At 43.1% G+C, this 23,249-nt stretch carries 24 protein-coding genes and 1 pseudogene; 21 read left to right on the forward strand and 4 right to left on the reverse strand.

Features of this window, described 5'->3' with window-relative positions; translation table 11 throughout:
* Positions 1-12: 12 nt before the first annotated feature.
* The 4 genes from glpO to G7Y42_RS08295 all read left to right on the forward strand — a co-directional run bounded on the left by glpO (position 13) and on the right by G7Y42_RS08295 (position 5,526).
* On the forward strand, positions 13-1,836 hold the full coding sequence (gene glpO / locus G7Y42_RS08280) for a type 1 glycerol-3-phosphate oxidase (RefSeq protein WP_165005689.1): 1,824 nt from the start codon (positions 13-15) through the stop codon (positions 1,834-1,836).
* Positions 1,837-2,553: an MIP/aquaporin family protein gene (locus G7Y42_RS08285; protein WP_165005690.1), complete on the forward strand. Its 717-nt coding sequence runs from the start codon at positions 1,837-1,839 to the stop codon at positions 2,551-2,553.
* 379 nt (positions 2,554-2,932) lie between these two features.
* Positions 2,933-4,840 (forward strand): endonuclease MutS2, encoded by a 1,908-nt coding sequence (locus G7Y42_RS08290; protein ID WP_165005691.1) that lies wholly within the window; start codon positions 2,933-2,935, stop codon positions 4,838-4,840.
* 122 nt (positions 4,841-4,962) lie between these two features.
* Positions 4,963-5,526, forward strand: coding sequence for a CDP-alcohol phosphatidyltransferase family protein (locus tag G7Y42_RS08295; RefSeq protein ID WP_165005692.1), 564 nt, complete (start codon positions 4,963-4,965; stop codon positions 5,524-5,526).
* A 69-nt stretch (positions 5,527-5,595) separates the two neighbouring features.
* On the opposite strand, the gene G7Y42_RS08300 is transcribed toward G7Y42_RS08295, so the two are convergent.
* Complete coding sequence (locus tag G7Y42_RS08300) at positions 5,596-5,910, reverse strand: DsrE family protein (protein WP_165005693.1); 315 nt, start codon at positions 5,908-5,910, stop codon at positions 5,596-5,598.
* Between the two features lie 13 nt (positions 5,911-5,923).
* A complete protein-coding gene (locus G7Y42_RS08305) occupies positions 5,924-6,184 on the reverse strand; it encodes a metal-sensitive transcriptional regulator (RefSeq protein WP_165005694.1) in 261 nt (86 codons plus the stop codon).
* Between the two features lie 167 nt (positions 6,185-6,351).
* Between G7Y42_RS08305 and G7Y42_RS08310 the strand changes: the two genes are divergently transcribed.
* The 5 genes from G7Y42_RS08310 to G7Y42_RS08330 all read left to right on the forward strand — a co-directional run bounded on the left by G7Y42_RS08310 (position 6,352) and on the right by G7Y42_RS08330 (position 11,370).
* A complete protein-coding gene (locus G7Y42_RS08310; RefSeq protein WP_165005695.1) occupies positions 6,352-6,666 on the forward strand; it encodes a rhodanese-like domain-containing protein in 315 nt (104 codons plus the stop codon).
* A gap of 1 nt (position 6,667) precedes the next feature.
* Complete coding sequence (locus G7Y42_RS08315; RefSeq protein WP_165005696.1) at positions 6,668-8,323, forward strand: FAD-dependent oxidoreductase; 1,656 nt, start codon at positions 6,668-6,670, stop codon at positions 8,321-8,323.
* A 219-nt stretch (positions 8,324-8,542) separates the two neighbouring features.
* A complete protein-coding gene (locus G7Y42_RS08320; protein WP_241161936.1) occupies positions 8,543-8,908 on the forward strand; it encodes a hypothetical protein in 366 nt (121 codons plus the stop codon).
* Positions 8,909-9,048: 140 nt separating this feature from the next.
* The gene (locus G7Y42_RS08325) at positions 9,049-10,353 is read left to right on the forward strand and encodes a glycosyltransferase family 2 protein (RefSeq protein WP_165005697.1); all 1,305 of its coding nucleotides are present in this window, start codon (positions 9,049-9,051) and stop codon (positions 10,351-10,353) included.
* A gap of 147 nt (positions 10,354-10,500) precedes the next feature.
* Positions 10,501-11,370 (forward strand): peptidase, encoded by an 870-nt coding sequence (locus tag G7Y42_RS08330; RefSeq protein WP_165005698.1) that lies wholly within the window; start codon positions 10,501-10,503, stop codon positions 11,368-11,370.
* A gap of 118 nt (positions 11,371-11,488) precedes the next feature.
* On the opposite strand, the gene G7Y42_RS08335 is transcribed toward G7Y42_RS08330, so the two are convergent.
* Positions 11,489-11,809, reverse strand: a complete 321-nt coding sequence (locus G7Y42_RS08335; RefSeq protein WP_165005699.1) for a putative heavy metal-binding protein — start codon at positions 11,807-11,809, stop codon at positions 11,489-11,491.
* Positions 11,810-12,011: 202 nt separating this feature from the next.
* Here G7Y42_RS08335 and dhaM point away from each other — a divergent pair, with 202 nt between their 5' ends.
* From dhaM to G7Y42_RS08395, 12 genes and pseudogenes are all read left to right on the forward strand, one after another.
* Entirely contained in the window at positions 12,012-12,407 is a 396-nt protein-coding gene (gene dhaM / locus G7Y42_RS08340) for a dihydroxyacetone kinase phosphoryl donor subunit DhaM (RefSeq protein ID WP_165005700.1), read from the forward strand.
* A gap of 1 nt (position 12,408) precedes the next feature.
* A pseudogene (gene dhaK, locus G7Y42_RS08345) lies at positions 12,409-13,393 on the forward strand (dihydroxyacetone kinase subunit DhaK).
* A gap of 13 nt (positions 13,394-13,406) precedes the next feature.
* A complete protein-coding gene (gene dhaL / locus G7Y42_RS08350; RefSeq protein WP_165005701.1) occupies positions 13,407-14,012 on the forward strand; it encodes a dihydroxyacetone kinase subunit DhaL in 606 nt (201 codons plus the stop codon).
* Positions 14,013-14,242: 230 nt separating this feature from the next.
* Positions 14,243-14,902, forward strand: coding sequence for an HI_0552 family protein (locus G7Y42_RS08355; RefSeq protein ID WP_165005702.1), 660 nt, complete (start codon positions 14,243-14,245; stop codon positions 14,900-14,902).
* A gap of 353 nt (positions 14,903-15,255) precedes the next feature.
* Complete coding sequence (locus G7Y42_RS08360) at positions 15,256-15,777, forward strand: hypothetical protein (protein WP_165005703.1); 522 nt, start codon at positions 15,256-15,258, stop codon at positions 15,775-15,777.
* Positions 15,777-17,138, forward strand: a complete 1,362-nt coding sequence (locus tag G7Y42_RS08365; protein WP_165005704.1) for a DUF2974 domain-containing protein — start codon at positions 15,777-15,779, stop codon at positions 17,136-17,138. The genes G7Y42_RS08360 and G7Y42_RS08365 overlap by 1 nt, the downstream gene beginning before the upstream one ends.
* 16 nt (positions 17,139-17,154) lie before the next feature.
* Positions 17,155-17,466 (forward strand): hypothetical protein, encoded by a 312-nt coding sequence (locus G7Y42_RS08370; RefSeq protein WP_165005705.1) that lies wholly within the window; start codon positions 17,155-17,157, stop codon positions 17,464-17,466.
* 18 nt (positions 17,467-17,484) lie between these two features.
* Positions 17,485-17,748 (forward strand): hypothetical protein, encoded by a 264-nt coding sequence (locus G7Y42_RS08375; RefSeq protein ID WP_165005706.1) that lies wholly within the window; start codon positions 17,485-17,487, stop codon positions 17,746-17,748.
* Positions 17,749-18,185: 437 nt separating this feature from the next.
* Entirely contained in the window at positions 18,186-20,102 is a 1,917-nt protein-coding gene (locus tag G7Y42_RS08380; protein ID WP_165005707.1) for a heavy metal translocating P-type ATPase, read from the forward strand.
* A 21-nt stretch (positions 20,103-20,123) separates the two neighbouring features.
* On the forward strand, positions 20,124-20,354 hold the full coding sequence (locus G7Y42_RS08385) for a heavy metal-associated domain-containing protein (RefSeq protein ID WP_165005708.1): 231 nt from the start codon (positions 20,124-20,126) through the stop codon (positions 20,352-20,354).
* Position 20,355: 1 nt separating this feature from the next.
* Entirely contained in the window at positions 20,356-20,892 is a 537-nt protein-coding gene (locus G7Y42_RS08390; protein WP_165005709.1) for a ferritin-like domain-containing protein, read from the forward strand.
* Between the two features lie 14 nt (positions 20,893-20,906).
* Positions 20,907-21,566 (forward strand): Crp/Fnr family transcriptional regulator, encoded by a 660-nt coding sequence (locus G7Y42_RS08395; protein WP_165005710.1) that lies wholly within the window; start codon positions 20,907-20,909, stop codon positions 21,564-21,566.
* A gap of 62 nt (positions 21,567-21,628) precedes the next feature.
* Here the strand turns inward: G7Y42_RS08395 and G7Y42_RS08400 are convergent, their stop codons facing one another.
* A complete protein-coding gene (locus G7Y42_RS08400; protein WP_165005711.1) occupies positions 21,629-23,242 on the reverse strand; it encodes a tetronasin resistance protein in 1,614 nt (537 codons plus the stop codon).
* Between the last annotated feature and the right edge of the window lie 7 nt (positions 23,243-23,249).

A 23,249-nucleotide genomic window follows, 5' to 3' on the forward strand; every position in this document is an offset into this window, starting at 1 on the left:
GAGGGTCAGCATATGTTTTCAAAAGAAACGAGACAAGAAAGTATAAAGAAAATGCAGCAAGAAGAATTGGATCTATTGATCATTGGTGGAGGAATCACAGGTGCCGGTGTCGCACTGCAATCAGCAGCTGCCGGGATCAAAACAGGTTTGATCGAAATGCAGGACTTTGCAGAAGGCACTTCTTCACGTTCGACAAAATTAGTTCATGGAGGGATCCGGTATCTCAAAACCTTTGATGTGGAAGTAGTCGCAGACACTGTAGGCGAACGAGCAGTCGTCCAAAGCATCGCTCCGCACATTCCAAAACCAGACCCAATGCTCTTGCCAATCTACGAAGACGAAGGCGCAACGACCTTCAATATGTTCTCTGTCAAAATCGCGATGGATCTTTATGACAAATTGGCAAACGTTACAGGAACGAAGTATGAAAACTACACATTGACCCCTGAAGAAGTCTTGGAAAGAGAACCTTTTTTGAAAAAAGAAGGGTTGAAAGGCGGAGGCGTGTATCTTGATTTTCGGAACAACGACGCTCGCTTGGTAATCGACAACATCAAAAAAGCAGCAGAAGACGGCGCTTATCTAGTAAGCAAAATGAAAGCGGTTGGATTTTTATACGAAGGCGACAAGATCATTGGTGTGAAAGCACGCGATCTGCTGACAGATGAAGTTATCGAGATCAAAGCGAAACTGGTGATCAATACGAGTGGTCCATGGGTCGACAAAGTGCGCAACTTGAATTTCAAACGGCCAGTTTCACCAAAAATGCGTCCGACAAAAGGGATCCATCTAGTTGTTGATGCGAAGAAACTGCCAGTTCCTCAGCCCACTTATTTCGATACAGGAAAACAAGATGGACGTATGGTCTTTGCGATCCCACGCGAGAACAAAACGTATTTCGGAACAACCGATACGGATTATCAAGGCGATTTCACGGATCCGAAAATCACCCAAGAAGACGTCGATTATCTGTTGGATGTGATCAATCATCGTTACCCAGAAGCCAACATCACCTTAGACGATATCGAAGCAAGCTGGGCAGGATTGCGTCCTTTGCTGATCGGCAATTCAGGTTCTGACTATAACGGAGGGGACAACGGTTCGATCTCAGACAAAAGTTTCAATAAGGTGATCGAAACGGTGACCGATTTCAAGGATAACAAAGTTTCTCGGATCGAAGTAGAAGATGTCTTGAATCATCTGGAAAGCAGCCGAGATGAAAAAGCACCTTCATCGATTTCTAGAGGAAGTTCTTTGGAAAGAGAACCAGATGGCCTACTGACCTTGTCAGGAGGGAAAATCACTGATTACCGAAAAATGGCAGAAGGCGCGATGAAACTGATCCGACAACTCTTGGAAGAAGAGTATCAATTGACCTTCAAAGAAATCGATTCGAAAACATATCCTGTTTCTGGCGGGGACTTTGACCCGACAAAACTGGAAGAAACAGTAGCAGAATTGACGAAAGAAGGAATAGCAGCCGGATTAGACGAAGCAGATGCAGCCTATATCGCTGATTTTTATGGGACAAATGCGAAGAAAATCTTTGAACTAGCAAAAGAAATGCAGCCTTATCCAGGACTGAGTCTGGCAGAATCTGCTCGATTGCGTTATGGCTTGGAAGAAGAAATGGTACTGGTGCCAGGTGATTATCTGATCCGTCGTACGAATCATCTGCTATTTGAAAGAGATCAGCTTGATGCGATCAAACAGCCTGTGATCGATGCGATCGCCAATTATTTTGGCTGGTCAGAAGAAGAAAAGACACAAGAAGCCAATCATTTAGAAAAACTGATCGCTGAATCAGATTTACGCGAATTAAAGGAGGAGAAATAGATGAGTGGAGAGATGACCCAAATCATGGGGGAGTTTATCGGAACACTGATCCTTGTATTACTAGGGGATGGCGTTTGTGCAGCAGTCAATCTGAACAAAAGTAAAGCACAAGCTTCTGGTTGGATCGTTATTGCGTTTGGTTGGGGATTAGCTGTAACGATGGCTGTCTATATTTCAGGATTTATGGGACCGGCACATTTGAACCCGGCAGTTTCACTAGCCATGGCGATGACAGGTGCGATCGGCTGGAATCTGGTCATTCCTTTTATTATCGCGCAGCTAGTAGGCGCATTCTTGGGTGCATTCCTCGTGTGGCTTTCTTACCTGCCTCACTGGAGTGCAACTGAAAATCAAGATGCGATTTTAGGAACTTTTGCAACAGGACCTGCTATTCGAAATTATCCAGCGAACGTGATCACTGAATTGATTGGTACATTTGTCTTAGTGCTTGGTCTATTGGCATTTGGACAAAACCAATTTGCGCCAGGAACGAACGTCTTTGCTGTCGGCGGACTGATCTTAGCTATTGGTCTTTCACTTGGTGGACCGACTGGATATGCAATCAATCCAGCCCGAGACTTTGGACCACGTTTAGCACATGCGGTATTACCGATCGCTAACAAAGGCACTTCTGACTGGGCTTACTCATGGGTGCCGATCGTAGGACCTATGATCGGTGCGATCGTAGCAGTTGGCGTATACTCTTTGATGGTTTGAGGTTTTCGATAGATAAGTGAGAAAAAACAAGACAGGCTTTTTGGATCGTTCATGGTCCGAGAAGCCTTTTTTGATCAGTGATTGCCGTGTTTGACATCCCGAAAGCATCTTGCTATAGTAAGATTGAAAATAAATAAAACCTAGAATAAAGAATGGGGAATTTTTGTGAGTGTAGCAGGTAACTAATTCAGTAAGTAGAATAACCAGTGAACCTATCGAGGTTTATTTGGTGTGCTTATGAATGATACCTGTCAGTCCACGATATCTCTGTATTTTCAAGGGCGGGACATGTCTTTTTGAGCTGTGTCCGGTCCTTTTAGCGTTTTCTAGGCCTTATTTATTTGAAAAGACAGGTATCTCTTCAGGAAAAGGAGAGAATATGAACGAAACAATCGATAACTTACAATTCAATCAAATCAAAAACGAAGTACAGGAACGTGCAATCGGGAACTACAGTAAGAAGCGTCTTCAGGAGATGACCGCTTCCACGGACCTTCAAACAGCAAAGACTCGGCAACAAGAAACAAAAGAGGCCCGACTGATCTTGGAAAGCAGCCAACATGTGCCATTCATGGGGCTGAAACGGATCGCTTCATTAACGGAACAAATCAGAAAAGGGCTGAGTTTGCTTCCGGCAGACTTGATTGAATATGCGGATTTTCTAAGAAGCAGTCGAATGATCAAAAAATTTTTTGAGAAAAACCAGTACCAGACTCCGTTATTGTTAGCTTACAGCAAGAACTTGCCGGAGTTACTGTCTGTTGAAGAAATGATTTACCAGAAAATAAAAAACGGCAAAATCATTGATGATGCTTCGAGAAATTTGCGTAAAATACGCAAACAACTGCAAATGAACGAAAAAGAAATACAAGCTCGATTGATGAAGTTTTTGCGTCATCCAAACAACAAAGAAATGATCCAGGAATCCATGATCGTTCAAAAAGGGGGATATCAGACGATCCCCATCAAATCAAGCTATAAAAATAAAGTCGATGGAACCATTGTGGAACAATCGAACAAAGGCACGACCGTATTTATAGAACCTACTGTAGTGACAAAGCTGAATACGCAGCATCAGTTGCTAAAAGCAGAAGAAACGGCAGAAGAATACCAGATTTTAGCGGAATTGACTGGAGCACTGGCAGAAAATGAACAGGCAATCGAGTTGATCCTAGAAACAGTGACCGTTTTCGACATGATTTTCGCCAAAGCGAAGTATAGTCGGGAAATCAAGGGAATCACGCCGATCCTCAATAAATCGGAACGGATCCGGATCAAACAGGGGCGACATCCTTTTTTGCCAGAAAATGCTGTGCCTCTAGATTTCGAATTGGGTGACACTTATCGAGGTCTGGTGATCACCGGAGCCAATGCTGGCGGCAAAACAGTCGTATTGAAAACCGTTGGATTATTGACCCTGATGGCTATGTACGGATTGCAGATACCAGCTAGAGAAGGGACGGAGCTTGCTGTATTCGATGACATACTGATAGATATCGGCGATCAGCAAGACATGGGAAATGCATTGAGTACCTTTTCCGGCCATATGCGAAATATCGCAATGATATTGAAAAAGGCAAAAAGAAATATCTTAGTTCTATTGGATGAGATCGGTAGCGGGACAGAACCGAATGAAGGTGCAGCGCTAGCAATCTCGATCATGGAAACTATGTACGAGCAAGGAGCATTGATCATCGCCACGACCCATTACGGAGAGATCAAGAAATTTGCCGAAGAGCACGAAGATTTCGTCCCTGCAGCCATGGCCTTCGATCGAGAAGCTTTGGAGCCTAAGTACCTTCTCCAAGTAGGTGAAACCGGTGAAAGCCAAGCACTTTGGATCGCACAGAAGATGCAGATGTCAGAGGGGCTGATCCACAGAGCACAACAGTATCTTTCTCACAAAGAATATGGGACGAAAAAACGGGCATTCTGTCAAACAGCGAACCGCCCAGATCACCCTCGAAAAGAAAAACGATTATTTGCAAAAGGTGACCGCGTGTTTTCTTCGCTGCACCAGAAAGAAGTATTGGTTTTTGAGGATACTGGAGAAGATCAGATCATCGTTCATTCAGATAACGAAAAGATTTCTGTGCCAAGACAACGTGTGCAACTTCGGCGTTCTGCTGAAGCACTTTATCCAGACGGGTATGACCTAGATAGCTTGTTCACTGATTTCAAAACGAGAAAACAGCAACGGGACTTAGCACGCGGGTCCAAAAAAGCGCACAAAGAACTGAGAAAAGAAATGCAGAAACGGCAAGCTGAAAGGAAAAAACAGCCGTAAAGGAACAGTCCTGTAAGGCCAAAGAAACCTCTCGAAGTACGCAAGAAATGGTGAATCGATTGGTTTTATCCTATAGATAAGCTAAAATAAAAGAAAAGAACGCTGCAAGGAGTTGCGACGAAATGAAAATAACTACGAATTGGCAAAAAGAAATACGGACTATTCCGAATCTCTTATCTTTGTTCCGGATTTTTTTACTGCCAGTCTATCTTTACTTTGTGATGGACCAGTCTTTTTATGTAGCGGGTACAGTCATTGCTGTTTCTGGAGTGACCGATTTTTTGGACGGGTTTATCGCTCGGAAGTTCAATCAGGTGACAGAGCTTGGTAAGGTACTTGATCCTTTTTCAGATAAGCTGACACAGCTTGTCCTGATTTTCTCGATGGCTTGGCATCGGCCGTGGATCTGGCTGATTCTAGGATTGTTTGTGATCAAAGAAGGGTTCATGTTTGTGGCAGGTCTGATTGGCTTGCGGCGAAATATCCGATTAAGCGGTGCAAAGTGGTATGGAAAAGTTGCAACAGCGGTGATATATGCGGGGATGGTTCTCTTGCTTTTATTCCCGGAGTTACCGGAAATATGGGTGAAAACTGTTTTTGCTGTCATCACTTATAGCTTATTACAATCTTTTGTGTTGTATATTTTCGAGTATCGGCGGTTGCTGAAGGCTGATCAAAATAAATAAACCGGAAAAAATGGAGCGAAAGTCAAGGGGCTTTGCTCCATTTTTTAGTATCCAGTGATAGATAGAGATCTAAGGTTTGATATACGCATACCCTTTCTCCTGCAATTCGATCAAATCAAGAACTCCTGCTGGAACAACGATCACTTGGTCAGGCAAGGACTGCTCAGAGATGTGATTGGCACGCATAGCGTTGGCACAGGCATGGAAGGTTACGTTTTCCATACTCAAAAAAGCTTCATTGGCAGGATCTAAGTAACCGGTGATCGCGATGCCGTTGACTGAAACAACGATGACAGCTTCTGGAGCTGCCTTCAATAGATTTTTTACATTATGACTCGTTTCTGTCCATTTCTCTAATTCATCGATATGAAAAACAACGTTCATTGAAATCAATCCTTTACTTCTTAATAATCATCTTGATTGCTTGTTCCAGTTTTGCTGCCTGTTCTGCCGGGTCTTTTTCAGGATTCTCAAAACAATTCTTGAGATTGTCCGCCACGATCATTCCCATGACCCGATCGATACTGGAACGGACCGCACTCAATTGAGTAATCACATCCATACATTCTTTTTCGTCTTCGATCATCTTCTGGATGCCTCGAATCTGACCTTCTGTACGCTTCAAACGGTTCATGATATTTTTGTTGTCGATCTCCATGGCGCATCCTCCTCTGTTTTTATAATCAGATAATACCCTGTATCGGTATAATTTGCAAATATAAAAAATAGTCAGCTGTCAGGTAAAACATTCTTGTTGACAGAAAAGGGATATTCTTGTTTAATATACCCCGTAAGGTATTTTTAAAAATAAAAAGAGGTGTAGACATGAATTTTTTATTTCAACCAGTCAAAACGATTTCGATCCAAGAATTACAAGGTAGATTAGCGGATTCTCCAGTATTGCTAGATGTAAGGACACCATCAGAATACCGATCGGGGCATATCAAACAGGCAAAGAATGTTCCATTACAAAAAATAAACGGATACAATGGAGAAAAGGATAAAACTGTTTATGTGATCTGCCAGTCAGGGATGCGGAGCAAACAAGCTGCAAAAGAATTGACAAAAGCAGGATATGATGTGATCAACGTTCGCGGCGGCATGAACCAATGGACAGGACAACTAGCAGGAGGGAAATAAAATGAAAATCGTGATTGTAGGCGGAGTAGCCGGTGGGATGTCAGCTGCTACTCGATTGCGTCGTTTGATGGAAGATGCGCAGATCGTTGTGTTTGAAAAGGGACCATTCGTTTCGTTTGCAAACTGCGGCCTGCCATATTATCTTTCAGGAGAAATCGATGAGCGGGAAAAGCTACTCGTCCAGACACCAGAATCATTGGCTGCGCGTTTTCGTTTAGATGTGCGTCCGAATCATGAAGTCACGACTGTTTTTCCAGCAACAAAAACAGTAGAAGTCGTCCATGATGGCAAAAAGAGTATCGAAAGCTATGACGCATTGATCCTATCACCGGGGGCAAAACCAGTCATTCCGCCGATAAACGGAATAGCAGAAGCTGAAAATGTATTTTCTGTCCGCAATGTGCCGGATATCGACAAGGTGATGGGGGCTTTAGAACACAATCCTGAACAAGCAGTGATCATCGGTGCAGGATTTATTGGTTTGGAAATGGCAGAGAATCTGAAAAAACGCGGGATCTCAGTGACGATTATCGAGCAAGCATCGCATGTTCTTCCCTCGCTAGATGAAGAAATGGCTGCTTTCGTACAGGAAGAGCTAACAAAGCAAAAGATCGAAGTGATCACCGCTCATGCAGTGACCGCATTTGAAAATGGGGGAAAGGCATTACGTTTAGATGACGGACGCGTCCTAACCACTGATATGACCATTTTATCAGTAGGGGTCCGGCCAGATAGTCAATTAGCAGAAAAAGCTGGGATCAAGACAGGTTTACGTGGCGGGATCATTGTAGATGAGCAGTATCAGACGAGTGTGCCTGATATTTATGCTGTAGGGGACGCGATTGTCGTGAAACAGCAGCTTACCGATGAAGATACGCTGATTTCATTAGCCTCTCCTGCCAATCGTCAAGGACGCCAAGTGGCAGATGTGATTGCTGGTCTTTCTCGAGAAAACAAAGGAAGTATCGGTACAGCGATCATTCGAGTATTCGAAAGAACGGCGGCTTCTACAGGGCTAAGTGAGCAGGCAGCAAGAAAAGCCGGCTTGCCAGTCGAAGTGATCCACGTATCGGGAAAAGATCACGCTGGTTATTATCCAGGTGCAACAGAGATATGGCTTAAACTGATCTTTGATCCGAAAACCGGCAAAATCTACGGCGCACAAGGAGTCGGTGAAAAAGGCGTCGATAAACGCATCGATATTTTAGCGACAGCTATCAAAGGCGGATTGACGATCTTTGATCTACCGGAGCTGGAATTCACGTATGCTCCGCCATTTGGTTCCGCGAAAGATCCAGTGAATATGCTGGGATATGCTGCTATGAATCTTGCAGAAGGATTGAGCCAATCAATTCAGTGGTATGACTTGCCGGAAGAACTGGCAAAAGGAAACCAGCTGATCGACGTCCGCAACCCAGACGAATGGGCGAACGGCCACTTCAAAGAAGCGCTGCAGATCCCTCTTTTCGAACTGCGCGAACGTCTGAACGAATTGGATAAAAACAAAGCCTATATCGTCAGTTGTCACAGCGGTTTACGTAGTTATTTAGCTGAAAGGATACTGAAACAAGCAGGTTTTGACGTACGCAATCTGGATGGCGCATTTGCGTTGTATCAGGCAGTTCGACCGGAAGAACTTGTGTTTCCTGATAAATAAGCCGATTTCCTCTAAAACAGCCTTGATGAAATGAATGGAAACAACAAAACGTGACTAAAGAAAGAACAGATGATCATTTTCTGATGCTACTACAGTATAAGAAAAGAATCTGTTCTTTTTCTTATAGAAAACTTAGGAAGTTCATCTAAGAAAGTTAGCTGAAAATATGGTAAAATCCTTCCGCATGAAAAATCACGTGGAATAAAAGGGAGAGAAAAAATGAAAAAATTATCAAGAAAAGACGTAGCTGCGACCTTGATAAAAGACAAATTTTTTTCAAAGGGACATATTCCTTTGAAAATATGGCAGTCTTTGGTCGCATTGTTTGGCTGGCTGATCGTGTTGTTGCCATTTATTTGGGTCTTTTTCCCATTGACTAGACCAGAAAGAGCAAAAGCATTTGACTTGTATGCTTTCTCACTCGAAAAAAAGCTCTTGTTCTTCTTGTTTCTGTTTTTCTTTGTCCTATACATCAGTTTTTTAAGTATCTCGTTTATCCTGACAAGATGGAACAATCGTCGGTTTCGTAAAATAATACAAAGAACGAAATATTATAATGAAGAACAGTTGGAAAAACGTTGTTAGCTGCTGGAAGAAGCATATACCGAACGTTTTGGACCGAAAGAGGAAAGAGAATCGGTGCGATTCTATTCTGTTTCAGAAGAACAGAACATGGATAGCTCCTTCATTGCAGAGCTTTATGAAAAAAACGAGGTGGGACTGAAATGATCACGATTATCGATACAGGTAGTCAATTTTTTGATAATATGTTGACACTTCTTTATTTTTTTCTGATTTCTTATCCTATTTTAGGCGGTTTCGTCTGGTTCATCGGTGTACAGTGTTATACATTCTTATACAAGCACAGACAAAAAGAATGGATAGATGTCCCTCCTGTAGTTGAGCCTTTTATCACGATCATGGTCCCGGCGCATAACGAGGAAATCGTAATCGAAGAGACGATCGAATATTTGATGACGAAAATGAATTATCATAATTATGAAGTGATCGTGACGGATGATGGCTCGACTGACCGAACGCCTGATATTCTAGCAAGGCTGATGAAAAAATATAATAATCTGCGTGTGATCCGCATCGAAAAAAACAAAGGAAAAGCGCATGCGTTCAATATAGGCACTGCTTTTGCCAAGGGGAAACTGATTTTGAGCAATGACGCGGATACGATGCCTGAACCAGATGCTTTGAACCGTTATGTGAATTATTTTATTCGACCAGGTGCAAAGCATATCGCAGCTGTTACAGCCAATATGGATGTCCAAAATCGGACAAAGCTGATCGCCAAATCGCAAACGGTGGAATTCTCAAGTATCGTTGGGATCATCAAGCGCACGCAAATGGCTGTATTTGGCGGACTGTACGCTTACAGTGGAGCGAATACCATGTATCGGAAATCCGCATTGATGGACGTGGGCGGCTTTCGGCAAGATCGTGCGACAGAAGATATCAGTATCGCTTGGGATCATCAGCTGAATGGCTGGCTTTCTGTCTTTGCTCCCGATATCATTTTCTTTATGGAGGTCCCGGAGACTGTGAGGATGCTTTATCGTCAAAGGAAACGATGGGCAAAAGGCGGAACAGAAGTCTGGCTGACTAATTTCAAGAAAGTGCTGCTACACCCCTTTGACCATATAGGACGGACTATCATGTTCATTGACCAAACCTTTAGTATCATCTGGTCGATCTTCTTTTGTTTATCGATGATCGTGTTTGTCGGTACGATGGGCTTTTACTTGTATCATGGGAATTACGAAACGATCTACCAGACACTGACGATCAGCTTTATTTTCATTTGTTTTGAGATGATCGCCGGTTTGTTCCAATTAGTCGCGTCTCTCCTTGTCGATGTGCAGAAAAGAAAGCTGAAATATCTGTTTTTTGCACCGTTATATATGTTAGTATTCTGGGTGGTCAATGCGATAACTATTTTTACAACTTTTATTCCAGCGGTCAAAACGATCCTTGGTTATGGCAGTGGCACGTGGAAAAGCCCGGAACGCAGCAGAAAATGAGTGTTATAGTAAGTACTTCTGAGTTTCTTCGTCCTTGGTGTCGATCATTTTGTTTTTAGACAAAGTACGCAGAGTGTTTATAGTCGTTTACTAATGGTTCGATTATAATGATAAATTAGTAAAAAAGGAATAAAGGCGGGAATATAGATGAAAAAAATGACAGCGGTCCTTTCCGCATTACTAGTTTTTTCAGGCGCTAGTTTACTGACACAGCCAGCACAGGCAGAATCTTCGATCAGTCCGGAGAACCAGGCAGAGACAATGACTACGCGTGAGGATTCGACAGTTGCAAGTAGTGAACCAACATCTGCGACTTCAGAAACATCCTCTACAAGTACTACAGAAACAACGACAGCTTCCAGTACAACTTCTTCAGATACTACAACTGGTACAAGCACAAGTAGTGATTCTTTGCAGGAGTTAGAAGATCACCGTAAAGCAGTCGAAGAAGCACTGGGAAAGGCAAAAGAGAAGTTGAAAGAAAATCAGGCAGCGATCGAACAGGACTTGGCAGATCTTAAAAATCGGACAGAAGCAGACCGAGCAAAGATCGAACAGGATTTAGCAGACGCCCGGACAAAAGCAGAAGCAGCTCAGACTGAAATCGATCATAATATCCAAAAAGCAAAAGAATTCCAGACAAAACTCGATAGTATCAGCAGTTCTGTTTCTTCAGATTTGAATCAAGGACAAGCAGATCTTGAAGCGGCAAGTGCAGATATCCGTGCAAAAATCAACGATGCCAAAGCGGTCGTAAATGACTTTGAATCCAAAAAGACAGATCTTGAAGCCAGTGTCCAACGAATCAAAACAGCGCTGCATTCTGCTGGAACAAGTGCATCTCAAGTAAGTGCTGCTGAGAACACCTCTACTACATCTGACAATGAGGATGGAGCAGATTCTTCCTACGAGACATTGCCAAAAACGAATGAGCGAAATGACACTGCTGTCATGTCTACAGCCGGTCTCGGACTTCTGGCCGTTGTTTATATGGTATTCAAGAAAAAGGGACTGTGACAAAAGTCTTGTCACAGTCCTTTTTTCCAAATAAACGGTGTTCCAGAAGTAGCTTCTGTCACAACCTCTTTTTGTATCCATCAAATTTATGCGTACAAAGCTAGATCAGACGATTGGATCAACGCAATTTGACGGCAGTCCCGCTACATGTCACCATCAGCATGCCATTGTCGCTACCTAGTACTTCATAATCCATCTTCACACCGATCACAGCATCCGCGCCAAGAGATTGTGCGCGCTGTGACATTTCAGCGAGGGCTTCTTCTCTGGCTGTCATCAGTTCGTTTTCGTAACTTTTTGACCGTCCACCAAATACATTCCGTATACCTGCACCAAAATCCTTCAATACATTGATCCCCGTTATCACTTCACCGAAAACGATCCCCTGATAAGCGTTTATCGTTTTTCCTTCAACGGAGTTTGTTGTCGTAGTAATCATTCGATCACTCCTTTCTTTAATTCAAAGTATATCAAATTTTTGGAAAATTAGCGTCTTTGGCAAAAAAACACATATATGAGAAAAAACGAGAGGAAACACAGCGCATCGCTTTCATAAAAAGACAAATGTATTATATACTTGGAAGTGTAACGATGAGAACGAAACCATTGGACCTATCTCAAGTGTAGAAAGGAAGAATAGCGTGAAAAAAAGTATATTGTTGATTTCGCATAGTCAAAAAGTGACAGATGGTATCAAAGAAATGGTTGAACAGATGCAGCAATCAGAGACAGTGGAAATCTTTTCATTAGGCGGGGTAGACGGGCAGATCGGCTCAGACGCCACAAAAATCGTCGAGGCAGTCAATCAATCGCCAGACGCAGATAGCTATTTTGTATTCGCTGATATTGGTAGCGCTGTCTTGAATGCTGAACTGGCAAAGGACATGCTGGAAGAAGAGCAGCAGAAGAAATACTATCTAGTAGATGCACCATTAGTAGAAGGCGCATTTGCCGCATCCATCACAGCAGGGATCACAGATGATGTCCAGCAGATTTTGGAAGAAGCGCAAAAAGCCGGAAAGAAAGGGTGGGCATAAATTGAAAAAAATCATGAATGAACCAGGAAACATCGTAGAAGAAATGCTAGAAGGGCTAGTAAAAAGCTATCCAGAGCTGATCCATCGAGTCGATGATTCCAGAGTGGTCGCTAAAAATCAGCAAGCCGAACAAGTAGGCCTAGTTTCTGGAGGCGGAAGCGGGCATGAACCGGCACACGCAGGTTTTGTAGGAGATGGGATGCTCAGCGCTGCGGTATTAGGAGATGTCTTCACTTCGCCAACGCCAGATCAAGTCCAACTTGCAATCAAAGAGGCAGATCGCGGCAAAGGCGTGCTGCTGATTATCAAAAATTACACAGGAGATGTCTTGAATTTTGACATGGCAAAAGAAATGGCTGCCATGGAGGACATCGAAGTCGAAAGTGTTCTCGTGGATGACGATATCGCTGTAGAAGACAGTACGTACACTGCAGGAAAACGTGGGGTCGCTGGAACTGTTTTAGTCCACAAGATCTTAGGGGATGCTGCTAGATCAGGTGCTTCCTTAACAGAATTGAAAGAGTTGGGCGAGAAGGTCGTCCAGGCAACAAAAACGATCGGAGTCGCGCTTCGTGCTGCTACCGTACCAGAAGTTGGCAAGCCAGGCTTTGAATTAGGTGAGGATGAAATCGAATATGGAGTCGGCATACATGGCGAACCTGGCTACCGCAGAGAAAGTCTCCAGTCTTCACGCGTATTAGCCCAAGAATTAGTCACTAAGCTTTTAGATGCGTACTCAGAAGTGCCGAAAGAAGTCGGTGTCCTAAGTCAATGGGATGGGCGGAACGCCTTTAATGGAACAATTCGTGTTCATGAACGACGTGTTAGCTTTGATGGAAGAAAAAGGGGTCAATGTAACTTTCAAAAAAGTAGGAAACTTCATGACCTCGCTAGATATGCAGGGTGTATCTTTAACACTGATCGATCTTGCAGAAACGAAGTGGAAAGAAGCATTGGCAAGTGATGTCGAGACAATTTCATGGTAAAGGATGATGGGAAATGAAACTTACAGTAAAAGAAATCCAAGCGTGGCTTACTCAGTTTGCAGATGAAATCAATCAAAACAAAGCGCTACTTAGTGATCTGGATACCCCAATCGGTGACGGGGATCACGGAAACAATATGGGACGAGGCGTAGCAGCATACGAAGAAGCGTTCAAAAACGAGCAGCCAGCCACGATTAGTGATACATTTAAGGTCCTTTCAATGGCGATGATCTCAAAAGTCGGCGGTGCATCAGGTCCATTATATGGCTCAGCATTTATGAATCTCATGAAAGCGACGAAAGAGGTCGATTCCATCGATTCGCAAGAACAGCTTGGGGAGATCATTGGACAGGGGACATCAGGGATAGAGGCAAGAGGGAAAGCGGAAGCTGATGATAAAACGATGCTGGACGTATGGATTCCCGTGACAGAAGCATTGAAAAAAGGAAATCTGACCGAGGACGTCATTGAATCTGCAAAAGAGCATACAAAAAATCTCGTCGCGAAAAAAGGTCGTGCGTCATATTTGGGCGAACGTGCAATCGGACATGTTGACCCAGGCGCAGCGTCCAGTGCCATTTTGTTCACGACACTACTCAATGTGATCAAAACTTCATGACCATTCCCCTACGCATGAGGCAGAAGCTGGACTTGAGAGGAGCTGTGACAAAAGCCGTGTTGCAGCTTCTTTTTTTCGAATAAATGGTGTTCCAGAAGTAGCTTCTTCGAAAATAAGCCGAATTTTCTTGAAGATGCCCACTTCTGTCACAACCTCTTTTCGATTCAGCTTTTTTGCAGTTGTTTCTTTTAAATAAGATAGTTAAAATAAAAAAGAAAAGAGGGAACAAAATGGATCTAATGAAAGAAGACTATCATTTATTTGACAGAGACAATTATGCCTTCAAACAACTCAAAGAATTACATACACCAGATGAAGTCGAACAAATCAAACAAGAATACAAAGCACATTGGCAAAAATGGAAAATGCTTCAACTGGAAACAGCCAGACAGTTACCGAGCGAATGGGCGATGTATCCGCCTAAAATCGAAAGCTGGACGAACGGCTGGAACCTTCGCAGTCATTTTTGGAGTGCTTATCGAAGTGAAGAGCGGCAAAACGAAAACGCGTGTTTAGCTGTACTTCTGAATAAAAAACAGTTTCAAATCTATTTGATGTATCAGCACTATAAAAGTGACACGAGAGAAGGAAGTATTGAAGAATACAATCAAGTACTGTCTTTACTGCAGGAATGGAGTACCCAAGTAGCGATTGAGGAGTATTACATCTGGCCTCAGCCTGAAAACGAGCTGGAAGATCATTTGCCTTTATCCGTCTATTTATCAGACAAGAGCAAGCAAGAAGAGCTGCGAGAAGCAATGGGCGATCGAACCTTTCAACTAGGCAAGCTATTTTTTTCTCCAAATGAATACACGGCCATCGAAGAGAGAACTGCTGAGGCACTCAAAGAACTAGCGCCATTATATCAAGCGATAAAAAAGAGAGCGTGAAATGTTCTATTTTGCGTACCGAGTAGATATAGCACATTATCGAATCCCTTGAATTTGTATGATGTAACACATGCAGACACCCACGAAGGATTTTTCGTGGGTGTCTGCTTGATTTTGGTACAGCCAAAACAAGAAAAAAATTTAATGGAAGCCAAAGACATAACAGTTGTGTTCTGCCGAAAAATAACGAGCCCTTGCCTCTGCTTATTTTTTTGTATACGCGTCTCAACATACATAACAGAATTAGTCTCAAGCTAGGAAAAGTAAACAAAATGCTGCTTTTTTCACTGGTAGACCCGTGGTACAATCCTTATAAAGCGTTTTCTTTTAAAAGCAAGTAGTAAGGAGCAAGCATGAAAAAAATCATTTTCAGAGGACTCATGGTCGTCATTGTACTGAGCATAGGAGGGAAAATATTGATGGACAAAAGAGAAAAAGACAACGAAGAACTGCGTACCATCCAAACCGATCTGGCAGATTATTTGTATAATCATTATGAAATTTCAACAGTGGATGAAAAGCGGGAAAAAGAAATCTTCAAAGAATTTAATCAAGGGAAAGGAAACATGACTGAACAGGAATTTTTTGAAAAAATAGATTCTATCACTGAATATATGGATATCGAAAAAATAGAATTTACAGGTTTTTCTGTGACTCCTATGAAATCTTTAGAGGTACATTTCAAAATCAATGAACTGCTTTCCCACACTGCGACATTAGGGGCGAAGTCTGTAGAAACAGGCCAGTGGATCTATCGAATTGATAGCGGTATAGAAAAGCAGGGGCAAGATCATTACCTCAGTAGAAAAGAACAAGAGACCAATATGAGCCTACCCGTGAGTATCGTCACATTCTATAATGGGGGGATCGATTGATGGATCAGAATCGAATTTTTTCAGAAACAGTTTATCAAGTAGAAATAGGGAAAATTAAAATTGGTGACAGAACAGGGATACGCGATGAATATATCATCCTTGATACAGTAAACACCGACAAACATACGATTGGAAAAGAAAAAACACCAAAGAAAAACAGTATGCAGGCCATGGTCGTGGCTGAAATCAAAGATGAATATAAAAGTAAAAAGCCAAATCAATTACAGCAAATTTCTGGCTACCCCAAATCCGTCATCAAAAAAGAACTGACCATCGCTTACGCAGGCACCAAAAACTGGCAGGACTGGAAAACGAACATCCGAGAAGTCGGCTTCGAGGACAAACACGACAACGGTGCTTTCCAGTCGGCTTTAGCGTATGCCGATGCAATCGAAAAGACCTATTCTGTCAAAGACGGCTTCACCATTTTCACGACCGGTCATTCCTTAGGCGGAGCACAGGCGAGCTATGTCGCTGTTTTAAAAGGCTATCACGGATTTACATATGCTGCGGCAGGCCCAGGCCTGAGTGAGAACCAGCTCAAGAATTATGAAGGGCAGCTCGTCAATCTGTATGACACTTCAGACATCGTGACTAGCGGCTGGCTGACTGGCGGGAAAGGCCGATTGCCTTTCCACAGTTTCGGGATCGACAACGCCGGCTGGAAAAACTACGGGCACGATCTGAGTCAGTTCGATCTCGACAAAAGTGGGAATTACATCGATAAATATGGCGATATCGTCATCTATTCCGACCAGCATGGAGGGATCGCCCTCGAACAGACCTTGCTTGCCCAGCAAATCATCAAAAACAAAGCAATGATTCGTCAAATGGAGACATATGGCGAAAAAAATCAGTGGGAGAATGACCGGATCAGTCAACTGAAAGAAGAAAACAAATGGCTCCAGCTGCAAATCAGTGCTTTCTCCAAGCTAGTGACTTGGCGGAAAAGATTCACAGCAAGAAGTGGCGGACTGTCGACCAATGAACAGATCTATTTGGATGATCAGCAGGCACTGATGATCGTGAAACATGCAGCTTCCGTCTTCGATCAAGCCATGGAACAAGTGCTAGTCATTTACCAACGTGGGATCAGGGACTTGGAACAGCTGTGGACAGATGGCCTTGCGATGGTCCGCAGACAGACCCCGCTTTTGACTCAGAATGAAATGCTCGAAGCCCTGCGAGAAGTGGGGTGTACCAAGCAGACGATCGTTGATGAACCCACGCAGGAATTCCGGGAAAAGATCTTCAAAATCAAGCAGCTTTCAGCAGAATTCTCTGCTCTGGCAAAAGAGATCGAAACGAAAATCAATGAACTAGTCCAGCATGATCGGGAGTTAGCACGACAATTATTTTAAAACAAGGAGTAGTGAGATGGAAAAAGAAACCCAGCTTCATGAAACATATCGAAAAGAACGCCTGCAGCTAGAAGATCAGGAAGATCAGCTCAGACAGATGCAAAAGAACATGCAGCAGCTGGCAGAAACGACTTATTCCGACATACGTTTTTCGGTGCGTTCCTTTGAATGCCCGGAAGACTCTTTGCATTTTGCACAAAAAGAACTCAGACGTTTAGAAGAGAGGTTCTCTCATGAATTGATGCAGGAACGAAAAAAAATCTATGATCAGCAAGATGAAGTCGAACGCCGTTATCGTGCTGATCTGCAACAATTAAACAGACAGTAACAGGAAAGGGGATAACAAGTGATCGTTCTAGATGAAAAAAATTGGGAAGACTACCAGAAAGAGATACAAAAAATCTCAGCAAGAGCTTTAGGGATTGCGATGACTCAAGATAAAGTCACGAAACGCAAAAAGGCGAAGCAAGCCGCAGAAGTGGAAGCAAGCACGGCAAAAAAAGCGGTATCCTCCGCAACGACTGGATTGGAAAAAGCAATAAAGGGACGTTTCGGCAAACAAGTAACAGAAGCATTTGGTAAAAAAAGCCGAATGTTAGTAAGTTTTTAGAAAATCAGCTATAGCAATAAGAGGTTGTGAAAAAGCTGCTCTGCATCAAGCAGTAAGAACGATCAGATAAAAATAGCTTTCCATATTTTTCATCTGATTGGGCTTAGTGCCGTAGATGCAAGCTTTTGAACACCGTGAATCAGAGGTTGTGACAACTGCGTTCTGCTTTAAGGAATAAGGATACTGAACAGAAAATAGCTCCTCATATTTTCTTGTTCAGTGAGCTTATTACCGAAAAGCAGCAGATGGAACACCGTTTATTCGGAAAAAGAGATTGTAACAAGACTTTTGTCACAGCCCCATTTGGCATAAGACGCAATTTTCATTTTTCTTATACATAGTATCAAAATGACTATTTTTTTCTTCTTTCTTGATGCTGGTCAATTTTTCTCTTTTCGAACACTTGTATACTGAGGGACGAAGAGGAGGGAAAGAAAATGAAGTATCAAAAAATGATTTTAGGACATAAAACACTCATTACCATTATTACCGGGAGCCTGATCCTAGTGGCCGAGGCGGCAAGATTCCTGTTTCAGCAACCCATTCTTTATACTTTTGCCTTGGCAATTGCCTCTGTGATTGGATTTCTGCCGATCGCAATCCAAGCGTTCCAAGCAGCAAGAGTAAAAGTCATCAGTATCGATCTGCTTGTCTCGATTGCTGTGGCGGGGGCATTTATCATCGGCGAGTACAGTGAATCGGCAATCGTTGAATTTCTCTTTTTATTTGGTCATTTCTTGGAACAGAAAACACTGGAAAAAACACGCTCTGCTATTCAAAAACTTGTCCAGCTAGCACCAGCTTCTGCCTGGAAAATCGTAGGAGAAACGATCGAAAAAGTAGCGATTGAGGAAGTGGCAATCGGTGATACGCTATTAGTGAAGACCGGCGCACAGATACCAGTTGACGGCATAGTGACAGAAGGAAATGGCTATGTCAATGAAGCCAGTGTGACAGGTGAATCAAATACAGTACACAAAACAAATGAAAGCCGAGTGTTTGCTGGGACAATCTTGGATAACGGTACCTTGAAAGTCCAAGCACAGCGAGTAGGTGAAGATACGACTTTCGGAAAAATCATCGAATTGGTAGAAGAAGCACAAGACAGTAAGTCCAATGCAGAAGACTTTATCGATCGTTTCGCCAAATATTACACGCCGTTTGTTTTGCTTCTGGCAGTAGTGGTTGGCTTTATTTCAATGGATGTACGTTTAGCGATCACTATTTTAGTATTAGGCTGTCCTGGGGCATTGATCATTGGTGTACCGGTGTCGAATGTAGCGGGAATCGGGAACGGAGCTAAAAATGGCATCTTGATCAAAGGCAGCGAAGTCATGGACATTTTCCATCATGTAGATACGATGGTCTTCGACAAGACAGGTACTTTGACGAATGGGAAGCCAAGTGTTGCGGTAATCAAAGAATATACTTCTGATGCTTCTGTTTTTTTAGGATTAGCAGCTGCCGCAGAAAGAGAATCTGATCATCCATTGGGTGAAGCAATCGTGCAATATGCAGACAAAAGAGGTCTATCTGACTACAGCGATTATCAACTAGGGAGAACGATTGTCCACAAAGGAAAAGGGATCGAAGCAGAAATCAACGGACAACCGGTATTGATCGGAAACCAGCAGCTGATGAACGAACAGAAAATCTCTTTGGCAGAGGACGTCCGAAAAGAAGAAGAAGAACTGCAAGCAACAGGACACTCGACCGTCTTTCTGGCTGTCGACCGAGAAATCGTCCAGCTAATCGGCATCAAAGATCAGATTCGTCCAGGTGTAAAAGAAACACTCGTTCAATTAAAACAAGAGGGGATCAAACAGCTGATCATGCTTACAGGTGATAATCAACTCACTGCGGAGCATACTGGCCGCGAACTTGATCTGACTGAAATCCATGGGGGGCTGCTTCCTGAACAAAAAGCAGCGTTTATCCGTAAGCTGCAACAAGAAGGAAATATCGTTGCTTTCGTAGGCGATGGAATCAATGACAGCCCGTCGATTGCTTTGGCAGATATAGGGATCGCTATGGGAAATGGGACAGATGTCGCCATCGAAACTTCTGATATCGTCCTGATGCAGTCAAGCTTTAAAAAACTGGTTCACGCGTACCAGCTGACGAAAAAAACAATGGCTAATATGAAAGAAAATATCGCAATTGCGATCGGGACCGTATTACTTTTATTATCTGGTCTGCTCTTAGGTCGAATCTATATGGCAAGCGGTATGCTTTTCCATGAAATGAGTATTCTGGTCGTAGTCATAAATGGCATGCGTCTGCTTTCTTATCGCACAAAAAGAAAAAATCTTGATACAAATCAATTATCCAAATTAAAAGAACAAGTAGAATAACAAACAAAGGAGGAATGAATAATGAAGAAAGTCATTATCCAATTAGGGACATTAACATGTCCATCATGTATGCAGAAAATCGAACAAGCAGTCAAACAGCAAGCAGGAGTAGCAAAAGTAAAAGTCTTGTTCAACTCCAGCAAAGTCAAGGCAGAGATCGATCCAGATTTGACAGATCCGGAAAAATTAGCAAATGCGATCGAAGCACTCGGCTATGATGTGCAAGGGACGAAAATGAAGGAGCTGAGCTAGAATGAACGCCCAAGAAAAATATCAGGCAGAATGTGTCCAGAGTGAAAAAGACCATCATACTCCTACAGCAGGAGCGATGATCAGCCATATCCTAGCCAATTTGATGGTCCATCGAACAAAAGTCAAACAAGCCAAGCATTATCTTGAAGGCCCAGCAAGGACTTTTGCAGAACCAGTGCTAAAAACGATGGAGGAAAAAGAAGATACGCTATTTGACAGACTGAGCCAATTGGTATTAGATGAAGGAGAACTCATTCCCACGACCTTTGCTGAATTTAACAACTATGCGATGATAAAAGAGAGCGGTCAACTGAAATATGAACCGGCAGAAGTGATATTAGGGGAAATAGTCAAGGATCTTGACACGCAAAACTTATTCGTGACAAGAGCGATTGCGTTGGCTGAGCAAGAAGAAAAATTTCTCTTGGCAGCATTCTTAAAGGAACTTTATGGATGGCTCAAACATCAGATTTTTCTTTTCCAGCAATATTTAGGCAAAGATACAATAGATAAGATGTTAGAAGAGGAAGAAGACTGAAGGAGGGATCGGCTATGAGGCATGAAGGGTTGTGTGTTTCACTCGTTCCGTTATTCAATCATCTCGAAATAGAAGATCAGCAAAAAATCCATTCGCTGGTGACACACAGAAAAGTGGAAAAAGGGGAACAGATTTTTGCACCAGATGGAGATGCACAACTCGTCATCGTCGCACGCGGCAGCTTGAAAGTGTATCAATTATCCACAAATGGCAAGGAACAGCTGCTGCGAGTCGTTGAGCCAGGAGGATATGAAGGGGAATCCCAATTATTTGGCGTGCCGAATGAGACACTTTTTGGAGAAGCTCTGGAAAAAACAGAAGTTTGTGTGCTGAAACAGACGGATTTTTCCGAATTACTCCTCCAGTATCCGGCGATCAGTGTCAAATTATTAGAGATAAATGCAGGGAAAATGGCAACGATCCAGCAGCAAACGCAATTTCTGATGATGGAACGAGTAGAAGAACGGCTGGCTGTCTATCTGCTTGATCTGGCTAAAGCAACGGGGAGCAGCCAAGTCAGCATCCCGATGAAAATGAAAGAACTCGCAGCATTCATGGGCACCACACCAGAAACAATCTCAAGAAAGCTCAAGCTATTGGAAAGCAAAGGCTTTATCAAAAGAGAAAAACGAAACATCTTGATCATAGAAGAAGAACAGTTAGAAGAAATTTGAAAAACCGCCTTCTCGTGGTTCTGACAAAAGCAGTCTTGCCATCGAGAAGGCGGTTTTTGTTCTCAATTTTCTTCGATCAGATCTCGATGCCGATAGCCGACAGCACCCAACACAGCCAATAAAACACTAAGAAAGAGTATAGTGAGGAAGACTGGCCACTCAAAAGAATCGACTGGCAAACGAGGCACCCAGCTTTGTATGGCAGTCTTTGTGAACCATTCGGGCAAATCCAAAAGATTCCCGAAATAATTGATAGCAAATGAATAACCTAGATACACATAGACGATTTTCCCGGCTTTAGGAATCCATCCGAAAAGAAAGCCAGATAGACTGCCAAAGAATAAAATCGAAGGCAAAAGATTGAACCCTGAGCCGAGAAACATTGGTAGATCCATCGTAGTCGACTCATCCATCACGGATAAAGCAGCCAGACCAAGTGATCCTGCGCTGACGAAGATAGCTAAAATAGCTGCTCCGGCTGCGATCAACATCGTGGACCAGTACAACTGGTTTCGAGAGACTTTTGTCGAAAACAGCTGTGCCATACGTCCATGTTTTTCTTCAGCAAACGTTTTATGGACAACGGCAATCGGTAAAATAGCAGCTAAACAAGCTAAGACCACTAAGATCGTACTTGTAAAGTTCTTTTCCAGCGAAATCCCTGACTTGATGAACATTTGCTTCATCAACTCGTTGCTTTCCAGGAAAGTCTGCATATTCCCATAGATAGAGCCGTAAGCCGCACCTAATACTGCAAAAGCAGCAAGCCAGCTGAGGATCATCCCGCGATTCAAATACAGCAGCAAGCCGCGGATCGATAAAAGGGAACGTTTGGTACTTGCACGACCTTCTCTTTCCCGCAGATAGCCTGTATTCAAGTCCCGGTGCTCCTCTAGGAAAAAAGCGGCGGCACTACCAATAAGAGCAACGGATACCAAGTAAAGCAATGGCAGCCAGTTATTTTCGGTAAATGGATAAGTCAGATAGATCCAGCCCAAAGGATTCGCCATCGAAAAAGCCTCAGCGCCTATATCCGTACCAGCTCGAACGAGATACATCAGACCAAGAAACGCAAGAGAAGCGCCTGTTGCACTTGAGGCATTCGGCATGAGCTGAGCAAAAAACAAGGCGATCATCCCGCCGAAAACACCAGCGCTTCCGACAGACAGTCCAAATAAAAGTGCACCTTCTACAGTGATCGTCTCTACTTGAAAAACGATCATCAAACCGCTGATCACCCCAGCCAATACCAAATTGATGACGATTGTTTCGATCAATACCGCTAAAGAATTTGCTTGCCGTCCGACGCTATAAGAGCGAACAAGTTCGATCAAGCCCAGATCTTCTTTTTTTCGTGTCTGACTGATGACTTGCAGGATAGAAAGAACAGCTGCGAATACCCCACAGAACAAGAGCATTTCTTGTGCGTACATCGCACCCAGTGTGTATTGATCAGCAGATGATACAGGCGTTGACCCGACCATAGCGATCATGGCAGGATTCTGCAATGTTTCGTATAAGCCAATCAATCCATTGCCTGAAGTCACTTCCTCAAATGCCGGAACGAATCCGCCAGCAAACAAGGCCGTCCCGAAGACCCAAACGAATATTTTTTTCCAGTCACGAGACAGGTTCTGAAAAAGCAGAAGCGTCCAGTGTGAGAATCGTTCATTCATCGTAACA

This window comes from Enterococcus sp. ZJ1622, assembly GCF_011038845.1.
In the GTDB taxonomy this organism is placed as follows: domain Bacteria; phylum Bacillota; class Bacilli; order Lactobacillales; family Enterococcaceae; genus Enterococcus_B.

Bases quoted from the DNA above. Each gene is read 5' to 3' on its own strand.
- G7Y42_RS08325 (WP_165005697.1), top strand. From the start codon at position 9,049: ATGATCACGATTATCGATACAGGTAGTCAATTTTTTGATAATATGTTG.
- G7Y42_RS08310 (WP_165005695.1), top strand. From the start codon at position 6,352: ATGAATTTTTTATTTCAACCAGTCAAAACGATTTCGATCCAAGAATTA.
- G7Y42_RS08360 (WP_165005703.1), top strand. From the start codon at position 15,256: ATGAAAAAAATCATTTTCAGAGGACTCATGGTCGTCATTGTACTGAGC.
- G7Y42_RS08395 (WP_165005710.1), top strand. From the start codon at position 20,907: ATGAGGCATGAAGGGTTGTGTGTTTCACTCGTTCCGTTATTCAATCAT.
- G7Y42_RS08320 (WP_241161936.1), top strand. From the start codon at position 8,543: ATGAAAAAATTATCAAGAAAAGACGTAGCTGCGACCTTGATAAAAGAC.
- G7Y42_RS08290 (WP_165005691.1), top strand. From the start codon at position 2,933: ATGAACGAAACAATCGATAACTTACAATTCAATCAAATCAAAAACGAA.
- G7Y42_RS08390 (WP_165005709.1), top strand. From the start codon at position 20,356: ATGAACGCCCAAGAAAAATATCAGGCAGAATGTGTCCAGAGTGAAAAA.
- G7Y42_RS08305 (WP_165005694.1), bottom strand. From the start codon at position 6,184: ATGGAGATCGACAACAAAAATATCATGAACCGTTTGAAGCGTACAGAA.
- G7Y42_RS08380 (WP_165005707.1), top strand. From the start codon at position 18,186: ATGAAGTATCAAAAAATGATTTTAGGACATAAAACACTCATTACCATT.
- G7Y42_RS08285 (WP_165005690.1), top strand. From the start codon at position 1,837: ATGAGTGGAGAGATGACCCAAATCATGGGGGAGTTTATCGGAACACTG.
- glpO (WP_165005689.1), top strand. From the start codon at position 13: ATGTTTTCAAAAGAAACGAGACAAGAAAGTATAAAGAAAATGCAGCAA.
- G7Y42_RS08400 (WP_165005711.1), bottom strand. From the start codon at position 23,242: ATGAATGAACGATTCTCACACTGGACGCTTCTGCTTTTTCAGAACCTG.
- G7Y42_RS08385 (WP_165005708.1), top strand. From the start codon at position 20,124: ATGAAGAAAGTCATTATCCAATTAGGGACATTAACATGTCCATCATGT.
- G7Y42_RS08335 (WP_165005699.1), bottom strand. From the start codon at position 11,809: ATGATTACTACGACAACAAACTCCGTTGAAGGAAAAACGATAAACGCT.
- G7Y42_RS08370 (WP_165005705.1), top strand. From the start codon at position 17,155: ATGGAAAAAGAAACCCAGCTTCATGAAACATATCGAAAAGAACGCCTG.
- G7Y42_RS08300 (WP_165005693.1), bottom strand. From the start codon at position 5,910: ATGAACGTTGTTTTTCATATCGATGAATTAGAGAAATGGACAGAAACG.
- G7Y42_RS08315 (WP_165005696.1), top strand. From the start codon at position 6,668: ATGAAAATCGTGATTGTAGGCGGAGTAGCCGGTGGGATGTCAGCTGCT.
- G7Y42_RS08330 (WP_165005698.1), top strand. From the start codon at position 10,501: ATGAAAAAAATGACAGCGGTCCTTTCCGCATTACTAGTTTTTTCAGGC.
- G7Y42_RS08295 (WP_165005692.1), top strand. From the start codon at position 4,963: ATGAAAATAACTACGAATTGGCAAAAAGAAATACGGACTATTCCGAAT.
- G7Y42_RS08365 (WP_165005704.1), top strand. From the start codon at position 15,777: ATGGATCAGAATCGAATTTTTTCAGAAACAGTTTATCAAGTAGAAATA.
- dhaL (WP_165005701.1), top strand. From the start codon at position 13,407: ATGAAACTTACAGTAAAAGAAATCCAAGCGTGGCTTACTCAGTTTGCA.
- G7Y42_RS08355 (WP_165005702.1), top strand. From the start codon at position 14,243: ATGGATCTAATGAAAGAAGACTATCATTTATTTGACAGAGACAATTAT.